Consider the following 22,915-nt stretch of genomic DNA (forward strand, 5'->3'; position numbering starts at 1 on the left):
TTAGTGACAATCCGAGCATTTTAGTGACTGTTTTTTCCTTATATTCAAGTCATACGCTTGAATTATTGGCTATCGTCTTGCCTAGGAGGAAACATGTTGAATCAAATGAGAGTGGGGACGCGCCTGCTCGCGGCCTTCTTTTGCGTCGCGCTGATGGGGGCCATCGTGGCCGGCATCGGCATTTTCAACATGGGCAAGATCGATACCATGGCGGGGCAGATGTACAACCATGAGCTGCTGGGGCTCTCGTACATCAAGGAAGCCAATATCGCCCTGATCAAGGTGGGCCGCGCGCGCAGCAATTTCCTGCTGGCTACCACCAGCGAAGAGCGCGCCGGGCGCCAGGCCGATATCGCCAAATACCTGGAAGAGAACAAGAACAACCTGGCCAAGGCCCAGCCGCTGTTCGTCACGCCGGCCGCCAAGGAGCTGTTTGCCCGCTTCGCCACCGTTGAGGCCGAGTATGTGAGCACCTTGCAGCAGTCGCTGGCGCTGGCGGCGGCCGAGCCGCTGGCGCAGCGCAGCGCGCAGCTGACGGCGCTGCTGGCCAAGACGCGCCAGCACGCCGATGAGCTGGACGGCGTGCTCGATAAATTGTCATTGCAGAAGGAAGCGCGGGCCAAGGCGGCTGCCGAGCAGGCATCGGGCGTGTACCAGGCCAGCCGCAGCTTCATGATCGCGCTCGTGCTGGGCAGCGTGGCGGCCGGTCTGGCGCTCGGGGCGCTGATCACGCGCGGACTGACGCGCCAGCTCGGTGGCGAACCGGCGTATGCCGTCAAGATCGCTGGCGCCATCGCCGAGGGCGACCTCACCGTCGAGATCCGCACGGCCAGCCACGACAGTGCCAGCCTGCTGTTTGCCATGAAAACCATGCGCGACAAGCTCGTGGGCATCGTCAGCCAAGTGCGCTCGGGCACGGACACCATCAATACGGCCTCGGGTGAAATCGCCCAGGGCAACCTCGACTTGTCGTCCCGTACGGAAGAGCAGGCCAGTTCGCTGGAAGAGACGGCGTCGTCGATGGAGCAGCTGACGTCGGCCGTGCGGCAGAACGCGGACAATGCGCGCCAGGCCAATGCGCTGGCCGGCGCCGCGTCCGACGTGGCCGGCAAGGGCGGCGCCGTGGTGGGGCGGGTGGTGCAGACGATGGAATCGATCAATGCGTCCTCGCGCAAGATCGTCGACATCATCAGCGTCATCGACAGCATCGCCTTCCAGACGAATATCCTGGCCTTGAACGCGGCCGTGGAAGCGGCCAGGGCGGGCGAGGAGGGACGTGGTTTCGCCGTCGTCGCAGCGGAAGTGCGCAACCTGGCGCAACGCTCTGCCAGTGCCGCCAAGGAAATCAAGACCCTGATCGGCGACTCCGTCGAGCAGGTGGAAATCGGTTCCAGACTCGTGCATGACGCGGGCAAGACGATGGATGAGGTGGTCACCAGCGTGCGCCAGGTGGCCGACATCATGCAGGAAATCACGGCCGCCAGCGCCGAGCAAAGCGCCGGCATCGAGCAAGTCAACCAGGCCGTGCTGCAGATGGACCAGGTGACGCAGCAGAACGCGGCCCTCGTGGAAGAGGCGGCTGCCGCCGCCGAATCGCTGCAAGACCAGGCGCAGACCTTGACGGAACTGGTGGGCGTATTCCGCCTGCATGCCCAAGCGCAACAGATGGCCGTGCCGGCGGCCAGCAACGTCACGCCGCTGCGCCGCTCAGCGCCGGCCGCCAGGCAGGACGTGCGGCGCCTGGCCTGACAACGGCGGGCCCGGGCGCAATCGGCGCGGCGGTGGTAGGCTGTCGCTATTGCGCGTTTGCCACTTCCGGATCTTTCATGCCGTCTCCCCGCTTGCTTTGCTTATCCTTGCTGCTGTCCCTGGCGCCGCTGGCGCAGGCGCAGCAGGGTGATCCCGTCCTGCCTTACCGGCCTTCCGTGGCCAGTCCCGCCCAGCTGCCCGTGCCGGGCCAGCTGGAATTCGAGGCCGGCGGACTGCTGTCGAAAACGGGCGACACGCGCCGCGCCAGCCTGCCTTACGCTTTCAAACTGGCGTTCACGCCCGAATGGGGCGTGCTGCTCGAAGGCGAGGGTGTTGTGCGCGCGCGCGACGGCACGGGGCGGCGCGAGACGGGCGTGGGCGACACGACGGTCGTGCTCAAGCGCGCCTTTTTGCTCGACAGCGCCACGGCGCTGGGCCTGGAGCTGGGCTGGAAGTTGCCGACGGCCAAGGACAGCATCGGCAGCGGCAAGAGCGATGTGTCGCTGAACGGCATCGTCAGCCGCGACTTGGGCGCCGTGCACGTGGACGCCAACCTGAACGCCACGCGCCTGGGGGTGTCCGACCCGGATACGGGCAGGGTGCAGACGGGCTGGGCGACCTCTTTTTCCACGCCAGTTAGCGGCCGCTGGGGCGCCACGGCGGAAGTGTCGGGCACGCGCTTGCGTGGCGCGGCGGCCACGGCGCAGCTGCTGCTGGCCGCCACCTACAGTCCCACGCCACGGCTGGCCATCGATATCGGCATGGCGCGCGGCTTGACGGCGGCGTCGCCGGACTGGTCGCTGTTCAGCGGCTTGGTCGTGCCCTTGGGCAAACTGTGGTGAGATTGCGACGGAGTTCCTTATGTGTCCTTGCGAACAAACAGTTAGTCACACAAGGTCTACAATGACGGCATAACTAAAAGGAGTGTCACCATGAAAACCCTGATTCTTGCTGCCGCCTTGCTGTCGGCAGCTACCGCTGCCGTCGCCCAGGTCGGCGTCTCCGTTACCGTCGGCCAGCCAGGCTTTTACGGACGCCTCGATATCGGCGACTATCCCGCGCCGCAACTGATCTATGCCCAGCCCGTCATCGTACAGCGCCCGCAATACTATTCGGCCCGTCCGATCTATCTGCGCGTGCCGCCCGGCCATGCCAAACACTGGTCCAAGCACTGCCGCAAGTATAATGCCTGTAACCAAGAGGTATATTTCGTCCAAGATAGTTGGTATAACAACCAATATGTGCCCCGTTACCGCCAGCAGCATGGCGACCATGGCCGTCCCGATTACGGCGACCGCGGCCGTCACGACTACAAGCATGATGACAAGCGCGACAAGCATGAAGGCAAGCGCGACAAGCATGATGACCATCCGGGCAAGGGCCATGGCAACGGCAATGGCCGCGGCAACGGCAACGGGCACAAGGATTAACAGGCAGGAGGATATTTGCATAGTAAAATCGTTATCGTAGGAGGAGGTGCGGGCGGCCTGGAGCTGGCCTGCAAACTCAGCCGCAAGCTCGGCCCCGGCCAGGTCACCCTGGTCGACAGCCGCCTGTACCACATCTGGAAACCGTCGCTGCATGAAGTGGCGGCCGGCACCCTGGACATTCATCAAGAGGGCCTGTCGTACCAGATGCTGGCGCATGACAATGGTTTTACCTATGTCTATGGTCCCTTGATCGCGCTCGACGCCGGCTCGAACAGCCTCACCGTGGGCGCCATCGCCACGGACAAGGACGAGCAGCTCTTGCCGCAGCGCACTGTCAGCTATGACCAGCTGGTGCTGGCCGTGGGCAGCACGTCGAATTACTTCGGCGTGCCTGGCGCCAAGGAAAACACGATTTCCCTCAATGCCACGGAAGACGCGGAACGTTTCCGCTTGACCCTGCTGAAACTGCTGGCCATGGCCGAGCAGCGCCAGGGCGACGCGGGACATCCCGGTGTCGACATCGTCATCATCGGCGGCGGCGCCACAGGCGTCGAGCTGGCGGCCGAATTGCGCGAAGCGAGCGGCGTGTATGCCGCGTATGGTTTTCAGAATCTCAACGCCATCAAGGATGTGCGCATCACCCTGCTCGAAGGGGCGCCGCGTATCTTGGCGCCGCTGCCCGAGCGCGTCTCCATTGCCGCCTCGAAACTGCTGCACCAGCATGGCATCACCGTGGTGACCGATACGCGCGTCACCACGATCGAAGCGGACAAGGTGACGGTGGCCAGCGGCACCAGCTATGCGGCCGACATCTGCGTGTGGGCCGCCGGCATCCGCGCGCCGGAATTCCTCGCCACTTTGGGCTTGCCGACCAACCGTTCCGGCCAGCTGGAAGTGACGGGCATGCTCAACGTGCAGGGCCATGCGAATATTTTCGCGCTGGGCGACTGCGCTGCCTGCACGGGGCCGGACGGCAAGCTGGTGCCGCCGCGCGCCCAGGCTGCCCACCAGCAAGCCGATTACCTGCTGAAAACATTCCTGCTGCAAGCGAAGGGCAAGCCGCCGCAAACGAAGCCATACGAATACCTGGACTACGGTTCGCTCGTGTCGTTCGGCCGCACCACCTCCGTCGGCACCCTGATGGGATCGCTGAAGGGCCTGAGCTGGTTCGTCGAAGGCTTTGTCGCGCGCATGATGTATGTGAGCCTGCACCTGATGCACCACAATGCCGTGCTGGGCAGCGTGCGCACGGCCGTCATGGCCATGGGCCGTTTCCTGATCAAGCGCAGCACGCCGCAGGTCAAGCTGCATTGATGTGCGGTAAGTAAGGAAATCCAACGGGGCCGCAAGGCCCCGTTTTTTATGGCAGCGTACGCATTGCGCGAGTGGCGTTGGCCGGGAACCGCAGCGCCGTCCCGCGGTCATAACAAGGGCAAGCACACGCGCCATGAGCGGACAGCTTGATGAGGGGAGGCAGGCATGCCATCACGCTTACTGCAAGTCATTGCCCTGACCTTGACGGCCCTGGGGCTCGCGCCGGGTGCCGCCCATCTGCTGGAACTGCCCGTCAAGCTGGCGTATCCGCCAGCGCTGTATGCGCAGGTGACAAGCACGCTGTATGCCCTGTTTGGCCCGGTAGGGGGCGCCGTGCAAATGGCCGCCATGGTGACCGTGGCCGTGCTGGCTTTCCGCTCCAGGCGCCTGCCCCAGGGGCGCCTGCTGGCCGCGTCGGCAGCCGCACTGCTTGCCTCCTTGCTGCTGTGGGCTTTCCTTGTCGCCCCCGTCAATGGGGAGTGGGGGAGTAGCGCCGACGTGAGCCAGGCGGAGTTCGCCGCAGCCTATGCGCGCCTGCGTGCACGCTGGGAGTATGGCCACGTGGCGGCCTTCATTGCCTGGTTCGCTGGCTGGCTGGGCATGGCCGCCGCCTTCACCATGCCTCCTCCTGCGGGTGCGGGCGTTCGCTTGCAGCCTTGACGCAAGAAGGGCCGCAAGATGCGGCCCTGGTTCCTGCCTTGACGCCGGTTGTTATTTGCTGCGCGGAATTGGCGCCGCTTCGCAGCGGCCCCGCGTCATGGGGAAGTCGATAGTGGTGAGCTTGCCCTTCAAGGTGCCGGTAATGCTGGCGTGCAAGATGCGCTCGCTGTCGTGGCGGTAGATGATGCGGCTCGGGAAGTCATTGTCCAGGTTGGCGAAGATGAATTCATTCGGCTTGTCCTGGCGCAGCAGGTTGAAGATCACGGGCGGCTGGCCCGACGGCTGCACGATGTAGGCCAGCTGGCCCGGCTCGGTGAGGCGGATCTGCACGAATTCAAACGCCGTCGTCTTGCCGCCCTTGACGGTGCGGCTGGTGCCGAGGATGGTGCCGCCGGCAGCCGTGCTCCATTGTTCTCCGGAACCGGGCTCGGCGCCGTCGACGTTCCAGCAGCCGGCCAGCCAGGCCAGCTTGTCCACGGTTTCCGGCGGCGGCACGGTATTGTCGGCGGCCTGGGCGGTGCCCATGGCCAGCAGCGCTGCCAGCAGGGTGGGGATCAGTCCTTGCATGCGGTCTCCTGTCGTCGAATCGTTCTGCGGTCCGGGGTGCCCCGGCAGTGTTCTGGCTTGATGCGGCCTGGCAAAGACTATTCTTTCGGAGCCACACGCGGCAAGACGACGGTCAGGGCCGTGCCCCCTTGCGGATTGGTTGCCAGGCTCAGACTGCCACCGAGGTAATGCACGCGCTCACGCACGGAGCGCAGGCCGTGCTTGCTCATTTCGACGGGCTCGCTGGCGGGCAAGCCCACGCCGTCATCCTTGACGGTCATCATCAGCGCTTCGTCATTGTCGTCGATGATGATGTCCACTTGCGTGGCATTGGCGTGCGCGGCGATGTTGCCGAGCGCTTCTTCCAGGGTGCGCAGCAGGGCCACGCCCACGTTGCGCGGGCAAATCAGTTCATCTTCGGGCAGGCTGCAGCGCACGGTGATGTTTTGCTGTTCGGCAAATTGCGCGGCCAGCTCGCCCAGCGCGACATTCACGCCGAGAAACTCGAGCTTGTCGTTCCACAGCTTCATCTGCATCTGGCGGTTGGTCTCGATCACATTCAGCAGCAATTGCTTCATGGTCGCCGCACGGTCCAGCAGGGCCGCTTCCTGCGGCATCTTTTGCGTCAGCAGCGACAGGTGCATGGTCAATGCCGTCAGCGACGAGCCGAGGCTGTCGTGCAGCTGGCGCGACAGGGCGCGCCGTTCATTGTCCCAGCTGGTGTTGACATGGCCGAGCAACTCGCTGAGATCGGCGGCGCGTTCCGCATCGGCCTGGGCCGTTTCCTTGTTCGGATCTGTTTGTGCGGACATAGCGCCCCGTGAATGGTGAAAGGTGGACCAAATTCAAGTTGTGGATCATACATGATGATTTCATCGCGGGGCGCATGGATGGAAAATTTCTGTCTTTTCGGCAATTTTGATCTCCTTCCATCACTTTTATATTGTGGGCAATATTATCGTTTGCGCCAGCAGCTGCCGTTCCTGCCGTTACGTACGGCTGCGCACATACCGGGGCGCTGCACACTGCCATAGTGGTGTCATGCATTTTCTCCATGCAGCACAGGCCCGCTTACCGAAACGAAAGGACATGCCATGAATATCGATACCATCGTCGACCAGGAATACGCCGACAAAAGCTTCCGCGACATCGTCAATGCGCCCATCAGCGCCCTGCGCGGCGTCAGCCCGAAAGATGCCAAGGCCTTGCAGCAAGCGTTTGGCGTGCACACCGTGCGCGAACTGGCCAACCTCAATTTCGTCAAATGGGCCAGCGCATTGGCCATCCTGGCCGATGAGGAGGGCATGAGCGGCGAAGAGCGGGCCAAGGAAGAGCTGCTCGACGACGCCGTGGAAATGACCTTCCCCGCCAGCGATCCGATTTCCGTCGATGCCGGTATCACGCGCATCGAAGTGCCGCCCGAAACGGTCGATGCGCAAACGGACCACCAGCACGCGGGCCAGCATGAGGCAGCCGCTGGCAAGAAATAACGCATCCTGCGCATAAAAAAACCGGCTGGCCGTGAAGGCTTGCCGGTTTTTTTGCGTGCTGTGCGGTAAGAAAACTCAGGCGATCGACGGGACGTTGTTTTTTTGCATGTTTACTTGCGACTGCGCGGCGATCACCTCGTGCGGGATGCAGCAAAAGCGGTTCTTGCCGGCACGCTTGGCTTCGTACAGGGCCGTGTCCGCCGCGCCCAGCAGCGAGTCGACGGTGCTCGCGTCGTCCGGGTAGATGGCGATGCCGATGCTGGTCGACAGGCGCAGGGTCAGGTCGTTGATGAAATACGGCTCGGAAATGACTTCGATCAGCTTGGCGGCCGGTTCGCGCGCGTCGCCCTTGCCGGCCAGGTTGCCCAGCACGATGACGAACTCGTCGCCACCGATACGCGCCACCGTGTCTTCCTTGCGTGAGGCGCCCACCAGGCGGGCCGCCACCATTTTCAGGATTTCATCGCCATAGCCGTGGCCGTAACTGTCGTTGATGGCCTTGAAGCCGTCCAGGTCCAGGTACAGGATGGCCGACTTGCCGCGGCTGCGGGCCGATTGCTGCAAGGTATGCTCGATGCGGTCTTCGAGCAGGCGCCGGTTCGGCAAGCCCGTCAGCGGGTCGTGCAGCGCCAATTCCTGCTGCTGCTTGCTGTATTGCGCCAGTTCCTTGTACAGCAGGCGCACTTCCAGCATGTTGTGGATGCGCTTGTGCACTTCCATCAGGTCGAAGGGTTTGCTGATGAAGTCGCGCGCGCCCGCTTCCAGGGCGGCGATCTTGAAACTCGGTTGGGCCGTCAGGGCCAGCACGGGCAGGTAGCCGCCATGCTCGATTTCCTTCAAGCCTTTCATGACCTGGAAACCATTGAGTTCCGGCATTTGCAGATCCAGCAAGATCAGGTCGTAGCAATGCTCCCGGTGCAGGGGGCAAACCTGGGCCGGACGCATGGTGGCCGTCACATTGGTATAGCCGGCATCGCGCAGGATTTCCAGCATCAGGTCAACATTGTCGGGTGAATCATCGACGACCAAAATTTTGGCTTTCAAAATCTCATCTTGGCTGGGCATGTAAGGTCTCGGTTATACGGTCTATGCAACGCTGGCTTCTACCGCAGATGATAGGCTGACGGCTGTGGAAAGATAGTAGCGCCTTGCAACAAGATAGGGCGCACAACAGCGCATGAGTTCGCTTCTGCCGTTCTCGCCGGCCAGGGCCGCCGTCTCCGGCCTGCCGTGCAGGTGTGCTTCTGCATTTCAGTGTAGCAAACTTTCGCTTAGTTGCTTGTAGGACAGTGCCGCGTCTGAAAGTAGGAAGGCTAACCCATGAAAATAGTCATTTTGTACTGCACTATGTATTTCTTTGCATCATCTTTTTAGGGTGGTGTATTGCGGCCCTGTTCAGGGCGGGGGGGAAGTTCCGCGCTGCGCGGCCAGCTGCGCCACGGCCGCCAGCAGCTCGGCCGGGTCTATCGGTTTCGAGATCCAGGCCTGGAAGCCGCTGGCCAGCGCCCGCTGGCGGTCCTGCGGTTGCGCGAACGCCGTCAGCGCCAGTGCCGGCAGACTGGCCGCATCGGGGGAGGCGTGCGCGCGGATTTGCGCCAGCAAGTCGAAACCGTCGGCGTCGGGCATGCCGATGTCGCTGACCAGCACATGCGGGTGCACCTGGTCCAGCAGTTGCAGCGCTTGCGCCACGCTGCCCGCGCCATGCACGTCGGCGTGGCTGTCGCGCAGGATGCGCGCCGTCAGTTCGCGCGCATCGGCCTCGTCATCGACCAGCAGCACCGTAACGCCGCGCAAGTCGTGGCTGGCGGACAGCTCGCTGCCTTTCGGGCGCGCCAGCGCGGCCCGCGTCCCCAGGGGCAGGCGCACGGTAAAGCTGGCGCCCTGCATGTCGCCGGCGCTGCTGACCGTGACCGTGCCGCCATGCTGCTCCACCAGGTGCTTGACGATCGCCAGCCCCAGCCCCAGGCCGCCATGGCGGCGCGTGGTGGAGGCGTCGGCCTGGCGGAAGCGGTCGAACACGTGGGGCAGGAAGTCTTTCTTGATGCCGACGCCGTTGTCGGCCACCGTGATGGCCAGGCGGCTTGCCTCGCGGCGCACGCCGATCTCGACCCGCCCCCCTTGCGGCGTGAACTTCAGGGCATTCGACAGCAGGTTCCAGATCACTTGCTGGATACGGCTGGGGTCGCCCGTGATGGTGCCCGCATCGCTGGCGATGTTGCTGTGGATGGCGATGTGCTTGGCGTCGGCCGCGGGGCGCAGGGTTTCGATGGCCGAGGCGATGATACTGGCGGGTACGATGGTTTGCAGGTCCAGCAGCACCTTGTCGGAAGTGATGCGGCTCATGTCGAGCAAGTCTTCGATCAGTTGCGCCTGCGCTCGCGCATTGCGTTCGATGCTTTGCAGGCCCCGGTGCAGGTCGGCCTGGTCGCGCGTGCCGCGCCGCAGCACCTGGGCCCAGCCCAGGATGGCCGACAGCGGCGTGCGCAGTTCGTGCGACAAGGTGGTGAGGAAATCGTCTTTCAGCTGGTTCGTGCGCTCGGCGTCGGCGCGCGCCTCGCGTTCGCTGTCGAGCAGCACCTTGCGCTCTTCGGCGGCGCGCGTGGCGGCCGCGTACAGGCGCGTATTGTCGAGCGCGACGGCGGCCTGGGCCGCGATGGCCGACACGATGCGTTCGCTGCGCGCGCTGAACATGCCCGCTTGTGGATGGCCGAGCAGCAAGCGCCCCAGCAACAGGCCCGAGCGCGAACTGACGGGCAGGCTCAGGCAGCTGCGCAGCGGCGGCGCGGCGCCGGCGCTGGCGTCGGGCGCGGCCAGCAAGTCGTTCTGGCGCATGGCCGCTCCCTGGCGCAGTTCCGTGGCGATGGCGTCGGCCTCGCGCAGGCTGATGCCGTTGACGGCGCGTGCCGATGGCAGGGGGGCGACGCTGTCGTGGACCTCGCCCGCATCGTCATAATAAAAGGCGCCGAAGCGCGCGCCGCTGATGCGCGTGGCCGCATCGACGGTTTCCTGCAGCAGGGCCGGCAAATCGAGGGTGCTGGCCAGGGCCGCGCCTGTATTGTTGAGCAACTCGAGCACGCGCGTTTCATCGCGCAAGGCTTCCTGCGCGCGCTTGACCTGGTCGACGTCGGTGCTCGTGCCAAACCAGCGCAGCAGCTGGCCTCCCTGGTCGCGCACGGGATTGGCGCGCGTCAGGAACCAGCGGTACTGGCCGTCGGCGCCACGGATGGGGAACTCCATTTCGAAGGGCGTGCCATCGCGCAAGGCGGCCTTCCACGCTTGCAGCATGGGCGGCAGGTGCTGCGCGTCATAGGCGATGCTCCAGCCGTCGCCCGCCATCTGCTCGGCAGTGGTACCCGTGTAGTCGTGCCAGCGCTGGTTGTACCAGGCAATGGTGCCGTCGAAGCTGGCGATCCAGGCCAGTTGCGGGATGGAATTGGCCAGCGCGCGCAAGTCTTCCTCGCTGTGGCGCAAGGTTTCCTCGGTCGCCTTGCGCTGGCTGATGTCCTGGATATACGTGGTCAGTCCGTCGCTGGAAGGGAAGATGCGCACGTCCAGCCAGCGTCCCAGCGGCGGATACAGCAGTTCGAAACTGCTGCTGTGCTGCTGCGCCATGGCGCGCCGGTACTGCGTTTCCAGTTCCGTACCCAGCAGGTCGGGGCAGGCTTGCCACAGGTTCTTGCCCGTCAGGCTCGCGCCAGGCGCGTGCTGCGGCGCCAGCATGGCGGCGCCGCGCGTATTGAGGTAGCGGATGGTCCAGTCGCGGTCGAGCAGGCAAAAGCCGTCGGTAATACTTTCCAGTAAGTTGGACAGGCGCTCGTCGGAGAGGCTCAGCGGCGCTGATGGGGGAAGCAGGTCTTGCTCGCGGTCATGCTTGGCCATCGGAAATCCTGCAACAGTGAGTCTGCCGCACGGGCACTTGCCCCGCCGGGCCGCCGCTAAGCTCAGTTAAATAGGTCATGATGCTCAATGCCCGCCGTCATGCATTAGGGGAGGCACAAACGCCCCTGTCTGGCTGGTATTGTAGCCCCAAGCGGCGCGCCGCCACCGCACGCTTGCGCGCCACCTGCAGATAGCACTGGACAGGCTGGAAAGCAGTCCCTATAATCCCGCTTCTTTCGAGACAGCAACTTCTCGATTCGCTGGGCGCCACTGTGAAAGCAGAAGTGTCCACTGATAAAAAGGCGTGCGCTTTTTGGCAGTGAAAAGGTAGTCGATGGAGCGGGGCGGTATTCTGCAAAATCAGCTAAGCGATTGAAAAATCGAACTTTTCAAAGCGAAATGAATACGCTATAATGTTTGCCTGCGCGGCTGTAGCTCAGCTGGATAGAGTACTTGGCTACGAACCAAGGGGTCGTGGGTTCAATTCCTGCCAGCCGCACCAGAATACTGAAAATCAGACTTTGCCTGGTTTTGTTATAACAAGTTTCACCTCCATGTTGTTCGTGGAATGTTGTCGAAGTTTTGCGGCTGTAGCTCAGCTGGATAGAGTACTTGGCTACGAACCAAGGGGTCGTGGGTTCAATTCCTGCCAGCCGCACCAGTATTGCCAAGATGGAGTTCGCTTCGTTTTGATGAAAGTTTCAAGCTTCGCGCCGTACGGCGAAGTGTGTCAGAGTTTGCGGCTGTAGCTCAGCTGGATAGAGTACTTGGCTACGAACCAAGGGGTCGTGGGTTCAATTCCTGCCAGCCGCACCAGTATCAGCAGTAGTGAAAAAACCCGGAAAGTTCGCTTTCCGGGTTTTTTTTCGTCATCACGGCGCCTTCGCAGCGACCATGCTGGCGGCCTGGGCAATTGTGAAATATCCGCACGACGCCCTTTGCCATTCTGCAAAGCCCTGCTATAATCTTGTCTTAGGCGGCTGTAGCTCAGCTGGATAGAGTACTTGGCTACGAACCAAGGGGTCGTGGGTTCAATTCCTGCCAGCCGCACCAGAATATTGGGGGTCAGATTGTAAAATCTGATCCCCTTTTTCGTTTCCGAACGGATTTACGCCAAGTCTTTGGCGCCGCGCCGGTATTGCAGGCGAAACGCGCGCGGCGTGACGTGCTTGGCGGCGCGGAACTGGCGGTTGAAATGCGCGAGATTGCGGTAGCCGGCCTCTTGCGCGATGACGGCAATGGCCAGATTGCTTTCGATCAGTTGTTGGCAGGCACGGCCTATGCGCAGCCGCGCCAGGTATTCGCCCGGCGTGCAATGCGCATGGCGCTTGAAACAGCGGTGAAACGCGCCCAGCGACAGGGCCGCCCGCTGCGCCAATGTCTCCAGTGCGATCTCTTCCCGGAAATGCGCGTGCATGAAGTCAAACACGATGGCCATGCGCTTTTGCTGCCCATCGGCATGCACCGGCGCCTGTGCTGTCGAGGCCAGCGGCCGCGCGGCGCCATCGGCCGCCAGGTCCAGCAGCACGTCGAGCAGCAGCGGCAGGCGCTGCGGCACGGGCAGGGCGTTCAGTTGCAGCAGTTGATGGGCGCAGCGCGCGCTCGCGTCCGCTGAAAAATGCAGGGCCGGGCCGGCGCGGGCCGCCAGTTGCCGCACGCCGTGCAACTCCGGAAAACAGGCCGCCAGCTGCTCCACCCACTCGAGCGAAAACCACACGACGACGGCCAGCATCGGTTGCGCACTGTCGATGCGTTCGCTGGCCGACCACGTGTGCGGCAAATTCGGCCCCAGCAGCACCAGGTCGCCCGGTTCGAAGTCGCCCAGGTGGTCGCCGATGTAGCGCTGCCCCCGCGCATTGACGGTCAGGGTCAGCTCGAACTGCGGATGGTAGTGCCAGATGAAGGGAATGGCATCGAGTTCGCGCCACAGCAAGCCCCAGGAGTGGCCCGTCGGGATCGTGACTTGTTCAAATAAAGGCGTCATCGTGACGTTTTGAAGGAGTTGATGGTGAGGATAGTATCAGTATTGGCCGCTCAACGCGCATTTTGCCCGGCTCTGCAGGAGCACAATCTGTCTCACACCAACACAGGAGACAGCGATGCAAGACCAGGTTCAGTATGTAAACCCGCAGTACGGCGAAGACCGGCCCGGCAACCCGTCCGTGGCCTACACAGAACAAACCCAGTTGCGCGACATCCAGAAACAGCTGCCGCTGCGCGTGCTGTCCGACAGCGACTTCTTGCACTGGCAAACCTACGGCTACGTCATCGTCAAGGATGCCGTGCCGCCCGAGCAGGTGCGCCGCACAACCGATTTCCTGTGGGAATTCCAGGGGCTCAACGAGAACGATCCCTCCACCTGGAACCGGGACCAGTTGCGCGACCACGCGATGAAAGAACTCAACGGTTCCGGCATGGTCGAGGCGTATCACAACCAGACCCTGTGGGACAACCGCCAGACCCAGCGCGTCTATGACGCCTTTGTCGACATCTGGGACCGCGAAGACCTGTGGGTAACGATCGACCGCGCCAACCTGAACACGCCGAACAATGGCAAGCGCAAGTTTGGCGGCTTCATCCACTGGGATGCCGACACCACGCTCGACCCGCTGCCCGTCAACGTGCAAGGCGTGCTGGCCCTGTCCGATACGTCGCCCGAGAGCGGCGGTTTTCAATGCTATCCGGAACTGTTCAACAACCTGCTGGCGTGGCGCAAGACCGTGCCGCTTGACCGCAATCCATGGCAGCCGGACCTGGCGACCGTGCCGTACCCGATGGAATTCATCGCCATGAAGAAAGGCGAGTTACTTATCTTCAACAGCCTGCTGGCGCACGGCATCCGCCCGAACACGTCGACGGACCAGGTGCGCCTGGCCCAATACATTTCCTTTACGCCGGCCCAGGAAGACAATCAGTCCCTGCGCGACTGGAGGGTGCAAAGCTGGCGCGAGCGCAGCGCGCCGCAGGGCTATGCGTTTCCCGGCGACCCCGAGGAAAAGGAAAGCCGGCGCTATCCACAAGCGCAGTTGACTGAACTGGGCGAGAAAATTCTCGGCGCGCGCGACTGGTAAGTGTGGCGGCATTGCCTGCTGGATAGACAATTGCAGGCAAATGCACGATCATGGCTTGACTTGCCATCGACCGAGGAAACGCATGAGTATCATCACCAGCATCGAAGACTTGCGCGTGCTGGCCCAGAAACGGGTGCCGCGCATGTTTTACGACTACGCCGATTCCGGCTCCTGGACGGAGTCGACGTACCGCGCCAACAACAGCGATTTCGCCAAGATCAAATTCCGCCAGCGCGTGGCCGTCAACCTGGAAAACCGCAGCCTGGCTTCGACCATGGTGGGCCAGCACGTGTCGATGCCGGTAGCCCTGTCGCCCACGGGCTTGACGGGCATGCAGCATGCGGATGGAGAAATCCTTGCGGCCCAGGCGGCCGAGCGCTTCGGCGTGCCGTTCACCCTCTCGACGATGAGCATCTGCTCGATCGAGGACGTGGCGGCGAACACGACAAAACCGTTCTGGTTCCAGCTGTACGTGATGAAGGACCGCGAATTCATCAACCGCCTGATCGACCGCGCCAAGGCGGCGAAATGCGGCGCGCTCGTATTGACCCTGGACTTGCAGGTGCTGGGCCAGCGTCACAAGGACTTGCGCAACGGCCTGTCGGCGCCACCGAAGCTGACGATTCCGAACATCCTCAACATGGCCACCAAGCCGCGCTGGGTGGCGGGCATGCTGGGCACGAAGCGCCGCGGTTTTGGCAACATCGTCGGCCACGCCACGTCCGTGTCCGACATGTCGTCCTTGTCGGCCTGGACGCAGCAGCAGTTCGACCTGAGCCTGTCGTGGGCGGACGTGGAATGGATCAAGCAGCGCTGGGGCGGCAAACTGATCATCAAGGGCATCATGGACCCCGAAGACGCGCGCCTGGCCGTGGAAAGCGGGGCCGACGCGCTGATCGTCTCGAACCACGGCGGGCGCCAGCTCGATGGCGCGCAATCGTCGATCGAAGCCCTGCCCGCCATCGTCGACGCTGTCGGCAGCCAGATCGAAGTGCATATGGATGGCGGCATCCGCTCGGGCCAGGACGTGATCAAGGCCGTGGCCCTGGGCGCCAAAGGCGTGTACATTGGCCGCCCATTTTTATATGGCCTGGGCGCCATGGGCGGGCCGGGCGTGACCAAATGCCTGGACATCATCCGCAACGAGCTGGACTTGACGATGGCCTTTTGCGGCTTGCGCGACTTGCAGCAGGTGGATAAAAAGATCCTGCTGCCGGGCACGTTTTAAGGCCAGTGGGGCGGCAATTGCCTGGCCGTGCTGCGCGTATTAGCGCCGGATGGAGGCCAGTCTGCCATTTGTGAAAAGCAAGGAACGCCTGCTTTCGTATAGCCACTCTTCGTGCGCGCCGGCCGCATCGGATTTTTTGTGAATGCTGACAGGTTTTCCCCAGCCGGAGGCGCGTACCTGCTTCGCGCTCATGCCAATGTTGACGTCGCCTTTTGCTCGCAGGGCGGTCTCGAAGATAATTTCCAGGATGCCTTCTTTGGCCTCTGCTATCTCGATATCTTTGGGCGGCGAGGTGAAAAGATACTCGACAAAATCCAACCGCGAGCGTTTGGCCGGATCGTAGACATTGCGAAATAGCGTCAGCGGTCCCGGCCTGGACTCGAATAGATAGAAGGAGAGTTCCAGCGCCGCGTCCTTGTCATCTTCGAAGACGATCCGCGCATAGTGCCGGAAGTCTTTATCTACATAGCTATGCACGGTGAAACTCGTCGTTTCCGTGACGACAAACTTTTTTCCCGCGGGATTCCCGTCCTCGTCCAATTCCTGGAACTCATAGCGCGAGATGGCTTGTGGATTGGGAACGATCCAATACCTGGTCTGTTTCAAGGACTCAAGCATCAATTTGGCCGCTGCCTCGTTCTTTGTCCGCGCTGCATCGACCGGCGCATATTGCGCCTGTGCGGATCCAGCCAGCAAGGCAAGCAGAATGGCCAGGCCGCTGCCGGCGAACTTCATTATTTTCACGGAGTGCTGTCCTGTTTCTTATTGTGAGACATGCAGAGTATCAGCCGAAACGAAGACATGTCAAAAAAAGCATCCTGGTCGAAAGTACACAAGCTCTTGCCGACAGCCAGCCAGGAAACATTAACGGCTTGTTTGAACGATGTAAAAACCTTCCGAAGCATCGGGCGGCACGAAGTGGCGCGTGATGGCGTCAAAATCAGCGTCGCTGGTGGAAAACGGGTGCAACCCGCTTTCATTGCGCTGGCGCAAGCGCGCCTTGCATTCTTCGTCCGGCACGTCCAGATAGTGCAGCACGTGCGCCACGTCCGCCTGCTGGAACAGCTCGCGCATCCAGGCGCGGCTGGCCGGCGTATTGGCGGGGAAATCGAGCACGACGGACACGCCCGCCTGCAGCATCTGAAGGGCCAAAGGAGCGATGGCCGCACGCAGCCGCGTAGCGCACGCCACGTAATCGGCCAGGCTGGCGATCTGGCCCGGATACAGCTGCGCCAGCAGGCTGTCTTCGCTGATGCGCACGGTCTGTGGCGCGCTGGCCAGCCGGGTTGTCAGAGTGGATTTTCCGGACGCGATCTTGCCGCAGACGAGGTGCAGGGTGGGGGAAGCGGTGGTGCTGGAAGTTGGGGACATGGTCGCTCGCTAAAAAAGAAATGAAGCCTGCGAGACGGTTTGACCAGTGACTGCACATCAAAGCCGCCTCTCAGGCGGCTTTGGCAATCTCACTGCTGCTAAGCCACCATTGTTGGAATGGCGGCAATAATCGATGGCAGGGGAGGGCGTGGCGATTGCATGGGGCAACGATGCCATGCGATGGGCCGCGCTGTCAAGCCTGCCTTATGCGCGGCCATTTTCTTGGTCAATGGATGGAAAGCTTGTCGCGACATTATGGCTGCGGTTGCGATATGGCCGCGCGCTGGCTAGGGCGCAGCAGGTAGACGCCGTACAGGCACAAGGGCAGCACGGCCAGCAGGGAGACGTATGGTAGGATAGACGCGCCGTCTTCCGCCGGGTTCGGCAAGGTGGCCGTTACCAGCGCGTAATCCCATAGCCCATGCACGAGCACCATCGGCCATATCGAACGGGTGCGCAGGCGGATGGCCGCATAGCCGACACCCTGCAAGGCGGCGGCCACGGCTTGCCACAAGGCGCCGCTGACGTCGCCCGTGGCCAGGCCGTTGGCCGTATGGGCCAGGCCGAACAGCGCCGAAGAAATCAGGACGGCTGGCCAGACGGCGTAGCGGTCCAGCATGCCCTGCAACAAGATGGCGCGGAACATCAGTTCTTCCGAGATGGCCACCAGCGCCGCATTGCACGCGACGATCAGCAGCACGCGCGGCTGCGGCCAGCCGCCGGCCCAGGCCAGCAACAGCATCAGCAGCGCATATAGCAAAGGCGGCCAGACGAGCCACAGGGTTTTCCATGGCTGCGGCGCGCACAAGCCCGCTTCGCGGCGCTGTCGCGACGCCAGCAGCAGCGCCAGCGCGAACATTGCGGCCAGCGCCCACGACAGGCCGATACGGCCGGTGACGGCTGCGCCCGGCAAGGCGTAGCCGGCGGCTTCCAGCCAGCGGCCGCCCATGCTCAAGCCCAGCCAGACGGCCAGTGCGATGAGGGATAGCGGCATGGTGAGAGCGATTCTTTTCCCGGACATAAGCGGCCTCATGCTGCTGCTACGCCGCCGCTGACGCGGTTGCGGCCCGTGTTTTTCGACTGGTACAGCAAGGCATCGGCCTCGCGTATCAGCTCGCTGCTGTCCGTGGGGCGGTCTTGGCCAGGCTGGAGCGTGGCCGCGCCCAGGCTGACGGTCACGACTGCGTTCGCGCTGGCCGCGTGGGGAATCTGCAAGCCTTCCACGGCCGCCCGGATCGCTTGCGCGACTTCCAGGGCGCCCGCCGCGCCCGTGCCGGGCATGATGACGGCGAACTCTTCGCCGCCGTAACGGGCCGCCAGGTCTTCGGCCCGGCCGACGCTGCGCGCCACGGCGCCAGCAACTGCCTGCAGGCACTCGTCGCCTGCCACGTGGCCATACTGGTCGTTGAATTTCTTGAAGAAATCCACGTCCAGCATGATCAGCGACACTTCATGCCCGCTGCGCTGGGCGCGCTTGAGTTCATGCGCCAAGGTCTCGTCGAAACAGCGGCGGTTGGCCAGCCCCGTCAAGCCGTCCTGCGCCGCCCGCGCCGCCAGGTCCGCATTGGCGTGCTGCAACTCCGTCGTGGCCACGCGCAGGCTGGCTTCGATACGGTCGCGTACGGCAATTTGCCGCATCAGCTTGCGGAACAGGTAGATCAGCGCCGCGCCTGCCGCCAGCGACGCCAGCACGATTTGCATGCTCAAGCGCTGCCATTCGGCGAAAATATCTTCCTCCGATAGTCCCGCCGCCACGATGACGGGAAAGCGCTGCAGGTGGCGATAGCTGTACAGCCGTTCGATTGCGTCCACCTTCGCCGTCATCATGGCCGTGCCGACAGGCCCTTTTTCTCGGTAGGCGCGCAGGACTGCACCCGACGAAATATCCATGCCGATGACGCCGGGCTGGAATGGCCGGCGGTAGATCAAGGTGCCGTCGTCGAGGGCAAAAAAGGCCGTGCCCGTATTGCCAAGGTTGAGGCTATCGTAGATGCGTTCGAAGGAGGCGAGCCCGAGGGTGACCAGCACCACGCCCGCAAAGGAGCCGTCCGCCAATTCCACCCGGCGCGACACGGGCAAGACCCATTGCCCGCTGGATTTGCTGCGTACGGGCGCGCTGATGCGGCTGCCCAGCTGCGCATGCGTCTTGTGATAAGTAAAGTAGTCGCGGTCCGCATTGTTGCCGTCCTGCCCGGCGCCGGACGAGCTGGCCAGCCAGTCTCCGCGGCTGTCAAAAATGAAGACGCCGGCAATTTCCACGATATTCTTCGACAACTGCTGCAGATGCGATTGAAGGCGCTCGCCGGTCGCGTCATTATTGCCTTCGTTGCGGATGTGCTCGACGATATCTTCCAGCATCACATCGGCGACTTCCAGCTCCATGTACGCTTGGGTCGCCAGGGTGCGCGCCATGTGTCCCGTCGTCGCCCTCGCTTCGTGCAAGCGCACTTCGCGCGAAGACCAGACGATCCAGATGGTCATGCCAAGCAGCATGGCGCACATGCAAAAGAAGGCGATGCTGGCCCAGATAATCACTGGCCGCTTGTGCTTGCTCAAGACCTCGGGCTGCGCCGGGATGGCGTCGGTATCTGCTGTTTCTTTTGTTGCGTGCATAGGCGGATCAGGAAGTTGCATCTATGATATGGTGAAACATTGCCATACTACATTAAAAAGCAAGATCACAAAGTTGCCACATCGTTATAGTTGCATGGAATAATAAGCGTTGCCCCTTTGAACCTTTGATTGGAGTCGCATGGCCTACACGAAAACCATCACCACTGAACGCCTGATCCTGCGCAAACCGCAACCATCGGATGAAGCGGATTTCTTCGCCATGCATGCCGATCCCGAAGTGATGCGCTATTTCAGCGAACCGCCATGGCAGGATGCCAGCATCGCCGCGCGCAAGCTTGCCGAGGACATCGCCGCTTTCGAGAGCGAGGAATTCTTCCGCTTCGCCGTCACGCTGAAGGCGACGGGCGAATATATGGGCAGCTGCAGCCTGTTTTCCGAGCACCGCCAGAACCGCCGTGCCGAAATCGGCTACGCGCTGGCGCGCCCGCATTGGGGCAAGGGCTATATGCAGGAAGCCTTGTCGGCGCTGCTGGAATACGCGTTCATCGAGCGCGACCTGAACCGCCTGGAAGCCGATATCGATCCGCTCAATATGGCTTCGGCCAGCGCCCTCGAGCGCCAGGGTTTCAGCAAGGAAGGTTTCTTGCCCGAACGCTGGATCGTCGGCGGCCACGTCAGCGATACGGCCCTGTACGGCTTGCTGCGACGTACGTGGGAGGCACGGCGCAAAGGCGCCGCGTGAGCCAGCAGGAAACCGAAGCGCTCGAACGCTGGCTGGGCCACGCCTTGCCGGCGTACTACCTGCGCTTTCTCCAGGACTGGCAGGAAGGTCTCCGTGGCGGGCAGGTATTGCTGTATGGCGCAGAAAGTTTGGTGGAGCGTAACGAAACATATGACACGCAGCAATCCTGCCCAGGCTACATCACCATCGGCGACGACAGCGGCGGGCGCGCCGTCATGCTGGCCCTCGATGATGGCGACCGCGCCGTGTATCTGGTGGGGCATGGATCGATGCAGCGCGACGATTTCGAACTGGCTGCCGATGATTTCATGTCCTGGCTGGCCGCCGATTGCCCGCTGGATTGAGGAGGATGCCAAGCAATGAAAGCTGCCGATTTACCCGTTTCAGCCCATCCACTGGTGACGTTGCGCCAGCTGGAACGTAGCGACGCGCCCGCCTGGTATGCCTACCTGGCCGATCCTGTTGTCGTGGAGCACACGAGCTGGGACTTGCGTTGCGCCGACGATCTGCAGGCCAATTTCGATGACTATGCCTCGGCCCAGCCAGCGTCGTCCATCCGCCTGGCCATCGTGCTGCGCGAGGGCGGCCAGCTGGTGGGCACGATCGGCTTCAATGCCATTTCCCCGCAGCACCGCACGGCCGAAATCGCCTACGATCTGTCTCCTGCCGTATGGGGGCAGGGCGTGGCCACGTCCATCGCCGCGTCGGTCATGGACTGGGGCTTCCAGCGCCTGGGCTTCCTGCGCATCCAGGCAACTGTGCTGGAGAGCAATGAACGTTCGATCCGCGTACTGGAACGCTGCGGTTTCGAACGCGAAGGCTATCTGCGCTGCTACCGGCAAATTCGCGGTAGGTCCGGCAATTTCTGGCTGTATGCGCGCATTGCCGGTACTCCATGAATCGCTTGCCCCTGAGCATACTGCTGGTGGAAGACCACCTGGCCATCGCGCGCCAAGTGCTCGACTTCCTCGACGGCCTGGGCTGGCAGACCGACCATGCGGGCACGGGGGCGCTGGCCGTGCAATTGGCCACGCGCAACAGCTATGACGTGGTGCTGCTGGACCTGAACCTGCCCGACATCGATGGCTTGCAAGTGTGCCGCGCCATCAAGGCGGGCGCGCCCAGCAATGTGCCGATCTTGATGCTGACGGCGCGCGATGCGTATGAAGACAAGGCACGCGGTTTTCGCGACGGCGCCGACGATTACCTGAGCAAACCGTTCGACTTGCGCGAAGTGGCCTTGCGCTGCGAAGCGCTGGCGCGCCGGCACCAGCTGCATGTGCACCAGGAAATGCGCGTGGGCCCCTTTACCTTGCAGACGCGCGAAGGGCGCGCCCGGCTCGGTGACGTGGCGCTGCCGCTGACGCAGACGGGTTTTAAAATCCTGCTGCTGCTGTGCCGCGAGCATCCGCACGCCGTGTCACGTTCGGCCTTGCTGCAGCATCTGTGGGGCAGCCAGCCGCCCGATAGCGATGCGCTCAAATCGCACATCTACGCGCTGCGCAAGCAGCTGGAGCTGGCCGGCGGCGCGGGCATGCTGGTGACCATACCGCAGCTGGGCTACCGCCTTGCCTTCGGTTCTGCGGCGTTTCCATGAGCAAGTCGATCCGGCATCGCCTGTTCGCTGCCCTGGCCGGCTTTACTGTCTTGCTGTGCCTGTGCTACACGGGCCTGGCGCTGGTGATTGCCTACGTGACAGAAGACATGCTGGTGCAGCGCCTGCTCGAGCGCGAAGCGGCGGTGGTCAGCCAGCATTTGCGCCAGCACGGTGAGCTTACGCCTTCCGGTAACGACCTCACCAAGACTTACGTCCACTACCATGATCTGCCTCAAGTGGTGCGCGAGCAAGTGTCACCGTCAGCCCCGCGCGGGGAAGTGTTTACCACGACGGGCCAGCATTATCACGTGCTGGCGCTGGACCTCGTTGCCGCTGGCCAGCCGCAGCGCAGCTATCTGCTGGCCGACGTGGCGCCTGTGCTGGTGGTGCAGCGCCTGGCGCAAGAGGTGGGCGGTGTCGTGCTGGGCGTGGCGCTGGCGCTGATCGCGCTGGCCTTGCTGCTGGCGTACTGGCTGGCGCGGCGCCTCGTGCTGCCCCTGCAGCGCCTGGCCCAGGAAGCGCGCCAGCTGGCGCCCGGCAGCGCCGTCCATTTCAGCGAGCGCGATCGCCCCGACGAGATCGGTTTCCTGGCGCGCCGCCTGGAAACCACGTTTGCCGAACTGCAGGCGGTGTTGCAGCGCGAACAGGCCTTCGCCCGCGACGTCAGCCATGAACTGCGCACGCCGCTGACCTTGATGCACAACACGCTGGCGCTGGCCGAGGCGCGGCCCCTGGGCGGGCAAGAGCAGGCGCAGCTGCGGCAATCGACGGACGAGATGCGCGCTACCATCGACGTGCTGTTCGCGCTGGCACGGGCAGAGCAGCTGCCCGGCGACGTGGTGGAGATGCGCGGCTGCATGGAGCAATGCCTGCTGCGCCTGCTCGACGAACATCCGTGGGACGCCAGCTTGCTGACCCTGGACGTGCCCGAGCGGCTGGACGTGGCGGGCAACGGGCAGCTGGTCATGTTGCTCATCAACAATTGCCTGGCGAATGCGCTGTTTCATGGCGGCCCCGATTGCCGCATCAGCATTGTGTTTGCGCAAGGCCACCTGAACATCATCAATACCGTGCAGGCGGGGCAGTCACGGCGCGTCCACGGTTTCGCGCATGGCCAGAACCTGCTGCTGCGCCTGGCGCAAGCGATGCGCTGGGACATTGCTTTCCACCCCGGCGCGACGCAGTACCGTGTCGCCATCGTTCCCACCCAAGTGCAATAAACTCAGCGGATTTCACCGCGATTTCACCTGCTCCTGCTTATGCT

The 22,915-nt window shown here is 63.0% G+C and carries 22 protein-coding genes and 4 tRNA genes; 17 read left to right on the plus strand and 9 right to left on the minus strand.

Annotated elements, in window-relative coordinates:
* Positions 1 to 93: 93 nt before the first annotated feature.
* The 5 genes from SKZ59_RS06495 (at position 94) to SKZ59_RS06515 (ending at position 5,153) form a co-directional block, all read left to right on the plus strand.
* Positions 94 to 1,749, plus strand: a complete 1,656-nt coding sequence (locus SKZ59_RS06495; RefSeq protein ID WP_319991142.1) for a methyl-accepting chemotaxis protein — start codon at positions 94 to 96, stop codon at positions 1,747 to 1,749.
* A 77-nt stretch (positions 1,750 to 1,826) separates the two neighbouring features.
* Positions 1,827 to 2,591, plus strand: a complete 765-nt coding sequence (locus tag SKZ59_RS06500; protein ID WP_319991143.1) for a transporter — start codon at positions 1,827 to 1,829, stop codon at positions 2,589 to 2,591.
* A 90-nt stretch (positions 2,592 to 2,681) separates the two neighbouring features.
* On the plus strand, positions 2,682 to 3,179 hold the full coding sequence (locus SKZ59_RS06505; RefSeq protein ID WP_070301995.1) for a hypothetical protein: 498 nt from the start codon (positions 2,682 to 2,684) through the stop codon (positions 3,177 to 3,179).
* A 15-nt stretch (positions 3,180 to 3,194) separates the two neighbouring features.
* The gene (locus SKZ59_RS06510) at positions 3,195 to 4,493 is read left to right on the plus strand and encodes an NAD(P)/FAD-dependent oxidoreductase (RefSeq protein WP_072453008.1); all 1,299 of its coding nucleotides are present in this window, start codon (positions 3,195 to 3,197) and stop codon (positions 4,491 to 4,493) included.
* Positions 4,494 to 4,658: 165 nt separating this feature from the next.
* Positions 4,659 to 5,153 (plus strand): hypothetical protein, encoded by a 495-nt coding sequence (locus SKZ59_RS06515; protein WP_319991144.1) that lies wholly within the window; start codon positions 4,659 to 4,661, stop codon positions 5,151 to 5,153.
* Positions 5,154 to 5,204: 51 nt separating this feature from the next.
* Here SKZ59_RS06515 and SKZ59_RS06520 read toward each other — a convergent pair whose 3' ends face one another.
* Both SKZ59_RS06520 and SKZ59_RS06525 read right to left on the minus strand, forming a co-directional pair.
* Positions 5,205 to 5,720, minus strand: a complete 516-nt coding sequence (locus SKZ59_RS06520) for a DUF6265 family protein (protein WP_070301993.1) — start codon at positions 5,718 to 5,720, stop codon at positions 5,205 to 5,207.
* Positions 5,721 to 5,797: 77 nt separating this feature from the next.
* A complete protein-coding gene (locus tag SKZ59_RS06525; protein WP_319991145.1) occupies positions 5,798 to 6,511 on the minus strand; it encodes a sensor histidine kinase in 714 nt (237 codons plus the stop codon).
* A 282-nt stretch (positions 6,512 to 6,793) separates the two neighbouring features.
* On the opposite strand from SKZ59_RS06525, the gene SKZ59_RS06530 reads away from it, so the two are divergent.
* A complete protein-coding gene (locus SKZ59_RS06530) occupies positions 6,794 to 7,189 on the plus strand; it encodes a hypothetical protein (protein ID WP_034754991.1) in 396 nt (131 codons plus the stop codon).
* 75 nt (positions 7,190 to 7,264) lie between these two features.
* On the opposite strand, the gene SKZ59_RS06535 is transcribed toward SKZ59_RS06530, so the two are convergent.
* Positions 7,265 to 8,254 (minus strand): diguanylate cyclase domain-containing protein, encoded by a 990-nt coding sequence (locus SKZ59_RS06535; RefSeq protein ID WP_070301992.1) that lies wholly within the window; start codon positions 8,252 to 8,254, stop codon positions 7,265 to 7,267.
* 330 nt (positions 8,255 to 8,584) lie between these two features.
* Positions 8,585 to 11,068: an ATP-binding protein gene (locus SKZ59_RS06540; protein WP_319991146.1), complete on the minus strand. Its 2,484-nt coding sequence runs from the start codon at positions 11,066 to 11,068 to the stop codon at positions 8,585 to 8,587.
* Positions 11,069 to 11,493: 425 nt separating this feature from the next.
* Between SKZ59_RS06540 and SKZ59_RS06545 the strand changes: the two genes are divergently transcribed.
* The 4 genes from SKZ59_RS06545 (at position 11,494) to SKZ59_RS06560 (ending at position 12,121) form a co-directional block, all read left to right on the plus strand.
* A tRNA-Arg gene (locus tag SKZ59_RS06545) sits at positions 11,494 to 11,570 on the plus strand.
* Between the two features lie 82 nt (positions 11,571 to 11,652).
* Positions 11,653 to 11,729 (plus strand) — tRNA-Arg (locus SKZ59_RS06550).
* Positions 11,730 to 11,807: 78 nt separating this feature from the next.
* Positions 11,808 to 11,884, plus strand: a tRNA-Arg gene (locus SKZ59_RS06555).
* A 160-nt stretch (positions 11,885 to 12,044) separates the two neighbouring features.
* A tRNA-Arg gene (locus SKZ59_RS06560) sits at positions 12,045 to 12,121 on the plus strand.
* 55 nt (positions 12,122 to 12,176) lie between these two features.
* On the opposite strand, the gene SKZ59_RS06565 is transcribed toward SKZ59_RS06560, so the two are convergent.
* Complete coding sequence (locus SKZ59_RS06565; protein WP_319991147.1) at positions 12,177 to 13,052, minus strand: AraC family transcriptional regulator; 876 nt, start codon at positions 13,050 to 13,052, stop codon at positions 12,177 to 12,179.
* Positions 13,053 to 13,167: 115 nt separating this feature from the next.
* Here SKZ59_RS06565 and SKZ59_RS06570 point away from each other — a divergent pair, with 115 nt between their 5' ends.
* Together SKZ59_RS06570 and SKZ59_RS06575 are read left to right on the plus strand one after the other, a co-directional pair.
* Positions 13,168 to 14,139, plus strand: a complete 972-nt coding sequence (locus SKZ59_RS06570) for a phytanoyl-CoA dioxygenase family protein (protein WP_319991148.1) — start codon at positions 13,168 to 13,170, stop codon at positions 14,137 to 14,139.
* Positions 14,140 to 14,221: 82 nt separating this feature from the next.
* A complete protein-coding gene (locus tag SKZ59_RS06575; RefSeq protein ID WP_139089746.1) occupies positions 14,222 to 15,367 on the plus strand; it encodes an alpha-hydroxy acid oxidase in 1,146 nt (381 codons plus the stop codon).
* Positions 15,368 to 15,406: 39 nt separating this feature from the next.
* Here the strand turns inward: SKZ59_RS06575 and SKZ59_RS06580 are convergent, their stop codons facing one another.
* The 4 genes from SKZ59_RS06580 to SKZ59_RS06595 all read right to left on the minus strand — a co-directional run bounded on the left by SKZ59_RS06580 (position 15,407) and on the right by SKZ59_RS06595 (position 19,351).
* On the minus strand, positions 15,407 to 16,111 hold the full coding sequence (locus tag SKZ59_RS06580) for a hypothetical protein (RefSeq protein ID WP_319991149.1): 705 nt from the start codon (positions 16,109 to 16,111) through the stop codon (positions 15,407 to 15,409).
* A gap of 120 nt (positions 16,112 to 16,231) precedes the next feature.
* Complete coding sequence (locus tag SKZ59_RS06585) at positions 16,232 to 16,738, minus strand: AAA family ATPase (RefSeq protein WP_034751973.1); 507 nt, start codon at positions 16,736 to 16,738, stop codon at positions 16,232 to 16,234.
* 253 nt (positions 16,739 to 16,991) lie between these two features.
* A complete protein-coding gene (locus SKZ59_RS06590; RefSeq protein WP_319991150.1) occupies positions 16,992 to 17,732 on the minus strand; it encodes a CPBP family intramembrane glutamic endopeptidase in 741 nt (246 codons plus the stop codon).
* Positions 17,733 to 17,767: 35 nt separating this feature from the next.
* Positions 17,768 to 19,351, minus strand: coding sequence for a sensor domain-containing diguanylate cyclase (locus SKZ59_RS06595; protein ID WP_319991151.1), 1,584 nt, complete (start codon positions 19,349 to 19,351; stop codon positions 17,768 to 17,770).
* A 139-nt stretch (positions 19,352 to 19,490) separates the two neighbouring features.
* Between SKZ59_RS06595 and SKZ59_RS06600 the strand changes: the two genes are divergently transcribed.
* From SKZ59_RS06600 to SKZ59_RS06620, 5 genes are read left to right on the plus strand one after another with little or no spacing between them, the layout of a single operon-like run.
* Positions 19,491 to 20,054 (plus strand): GNAT family N-acetyltransferase, encoded by a 564-nt coding sequence (locus SKZ59_RS06600; protein WP_319991152.1) that lies wholly within the window; start codon positions 19,491 to 19,493, stop codon positions 20,052 to 20,054.
* Positions 20,051 to 20,398 (plus strand): SMI1/KNR4 family protein, encoded by a 348-nt coding sequence (locus tag SKZ59_RS06605; RefSeq protein WP_319991153.1) that lies wholly within the window; start codon positions 20,051 to 20,053, stop codon positions 20,396 to 20,398. The genes SKZ59_RS06600 and SKZ59_RS06605 overlap by 4 nt, the downstream gene beginning before the upstream one ends.
* Before the next feature lie 15 nt (positions 20,399 to 20,413).
* Positions 20,414 to 20,953: a GNAT family N-acetyltransferase gene (locus SKZ59_RS06610; RefSeq protein WP_046684059.1), complete on the plus strand. Its 540-nt coding sequence runs from the start codon at positions 20,414 to 20,416 to the stop codon at positions 20,951 to 20,953.
* Positions 20,950 to 21,651 carry a response regulator transcription factor gene (locus tag SKZ59_RS06615; RefSeq protein ID WP_319991154.1) on the plus strand — a complete coding sequence of 234 codons (702 nt, stop codon included), beginning with the start codon at positions 20,950 to 20,952 and terminating at the stop codon, positions 21,649 to 21,651. The genes SKZ59_RS06610 and SKZ59_RS06615 overlap by 4 nt, the downstream gene beginning before the upstream one ends.
* Positions 21,648 to 22,871: a HAMP domain-containing sensor histidine kinase gene (locus SKZ59_RS06620; protein ID WP_319991155.1), complete on the plus strand. Its 1,224-nt coding sequence runs from the start codon at positions 21,648 to 21,650 to the stop codon at positions 22,869 to 22,871. Before SKZ59_RS06615 ends, SKZ59_RS06620 begins: the two co-directional genes overlap by 4 nt.
* Positions 22,872 to 22,915: the final 44 nt, after the last annotated feature.

The sequence above is a fragment of the Janthinobacterium sp. GMG2 genome (assembly GCF_033949445.1).
GTDB classification, from domain to species: domain Bacteria; phylum Pseudomonadota; class Gammaproteobacteria; order Burkholderiales; family Burkholderiaceae_D; genus Janthinobacterium; species Janthinobacterium aestuarii.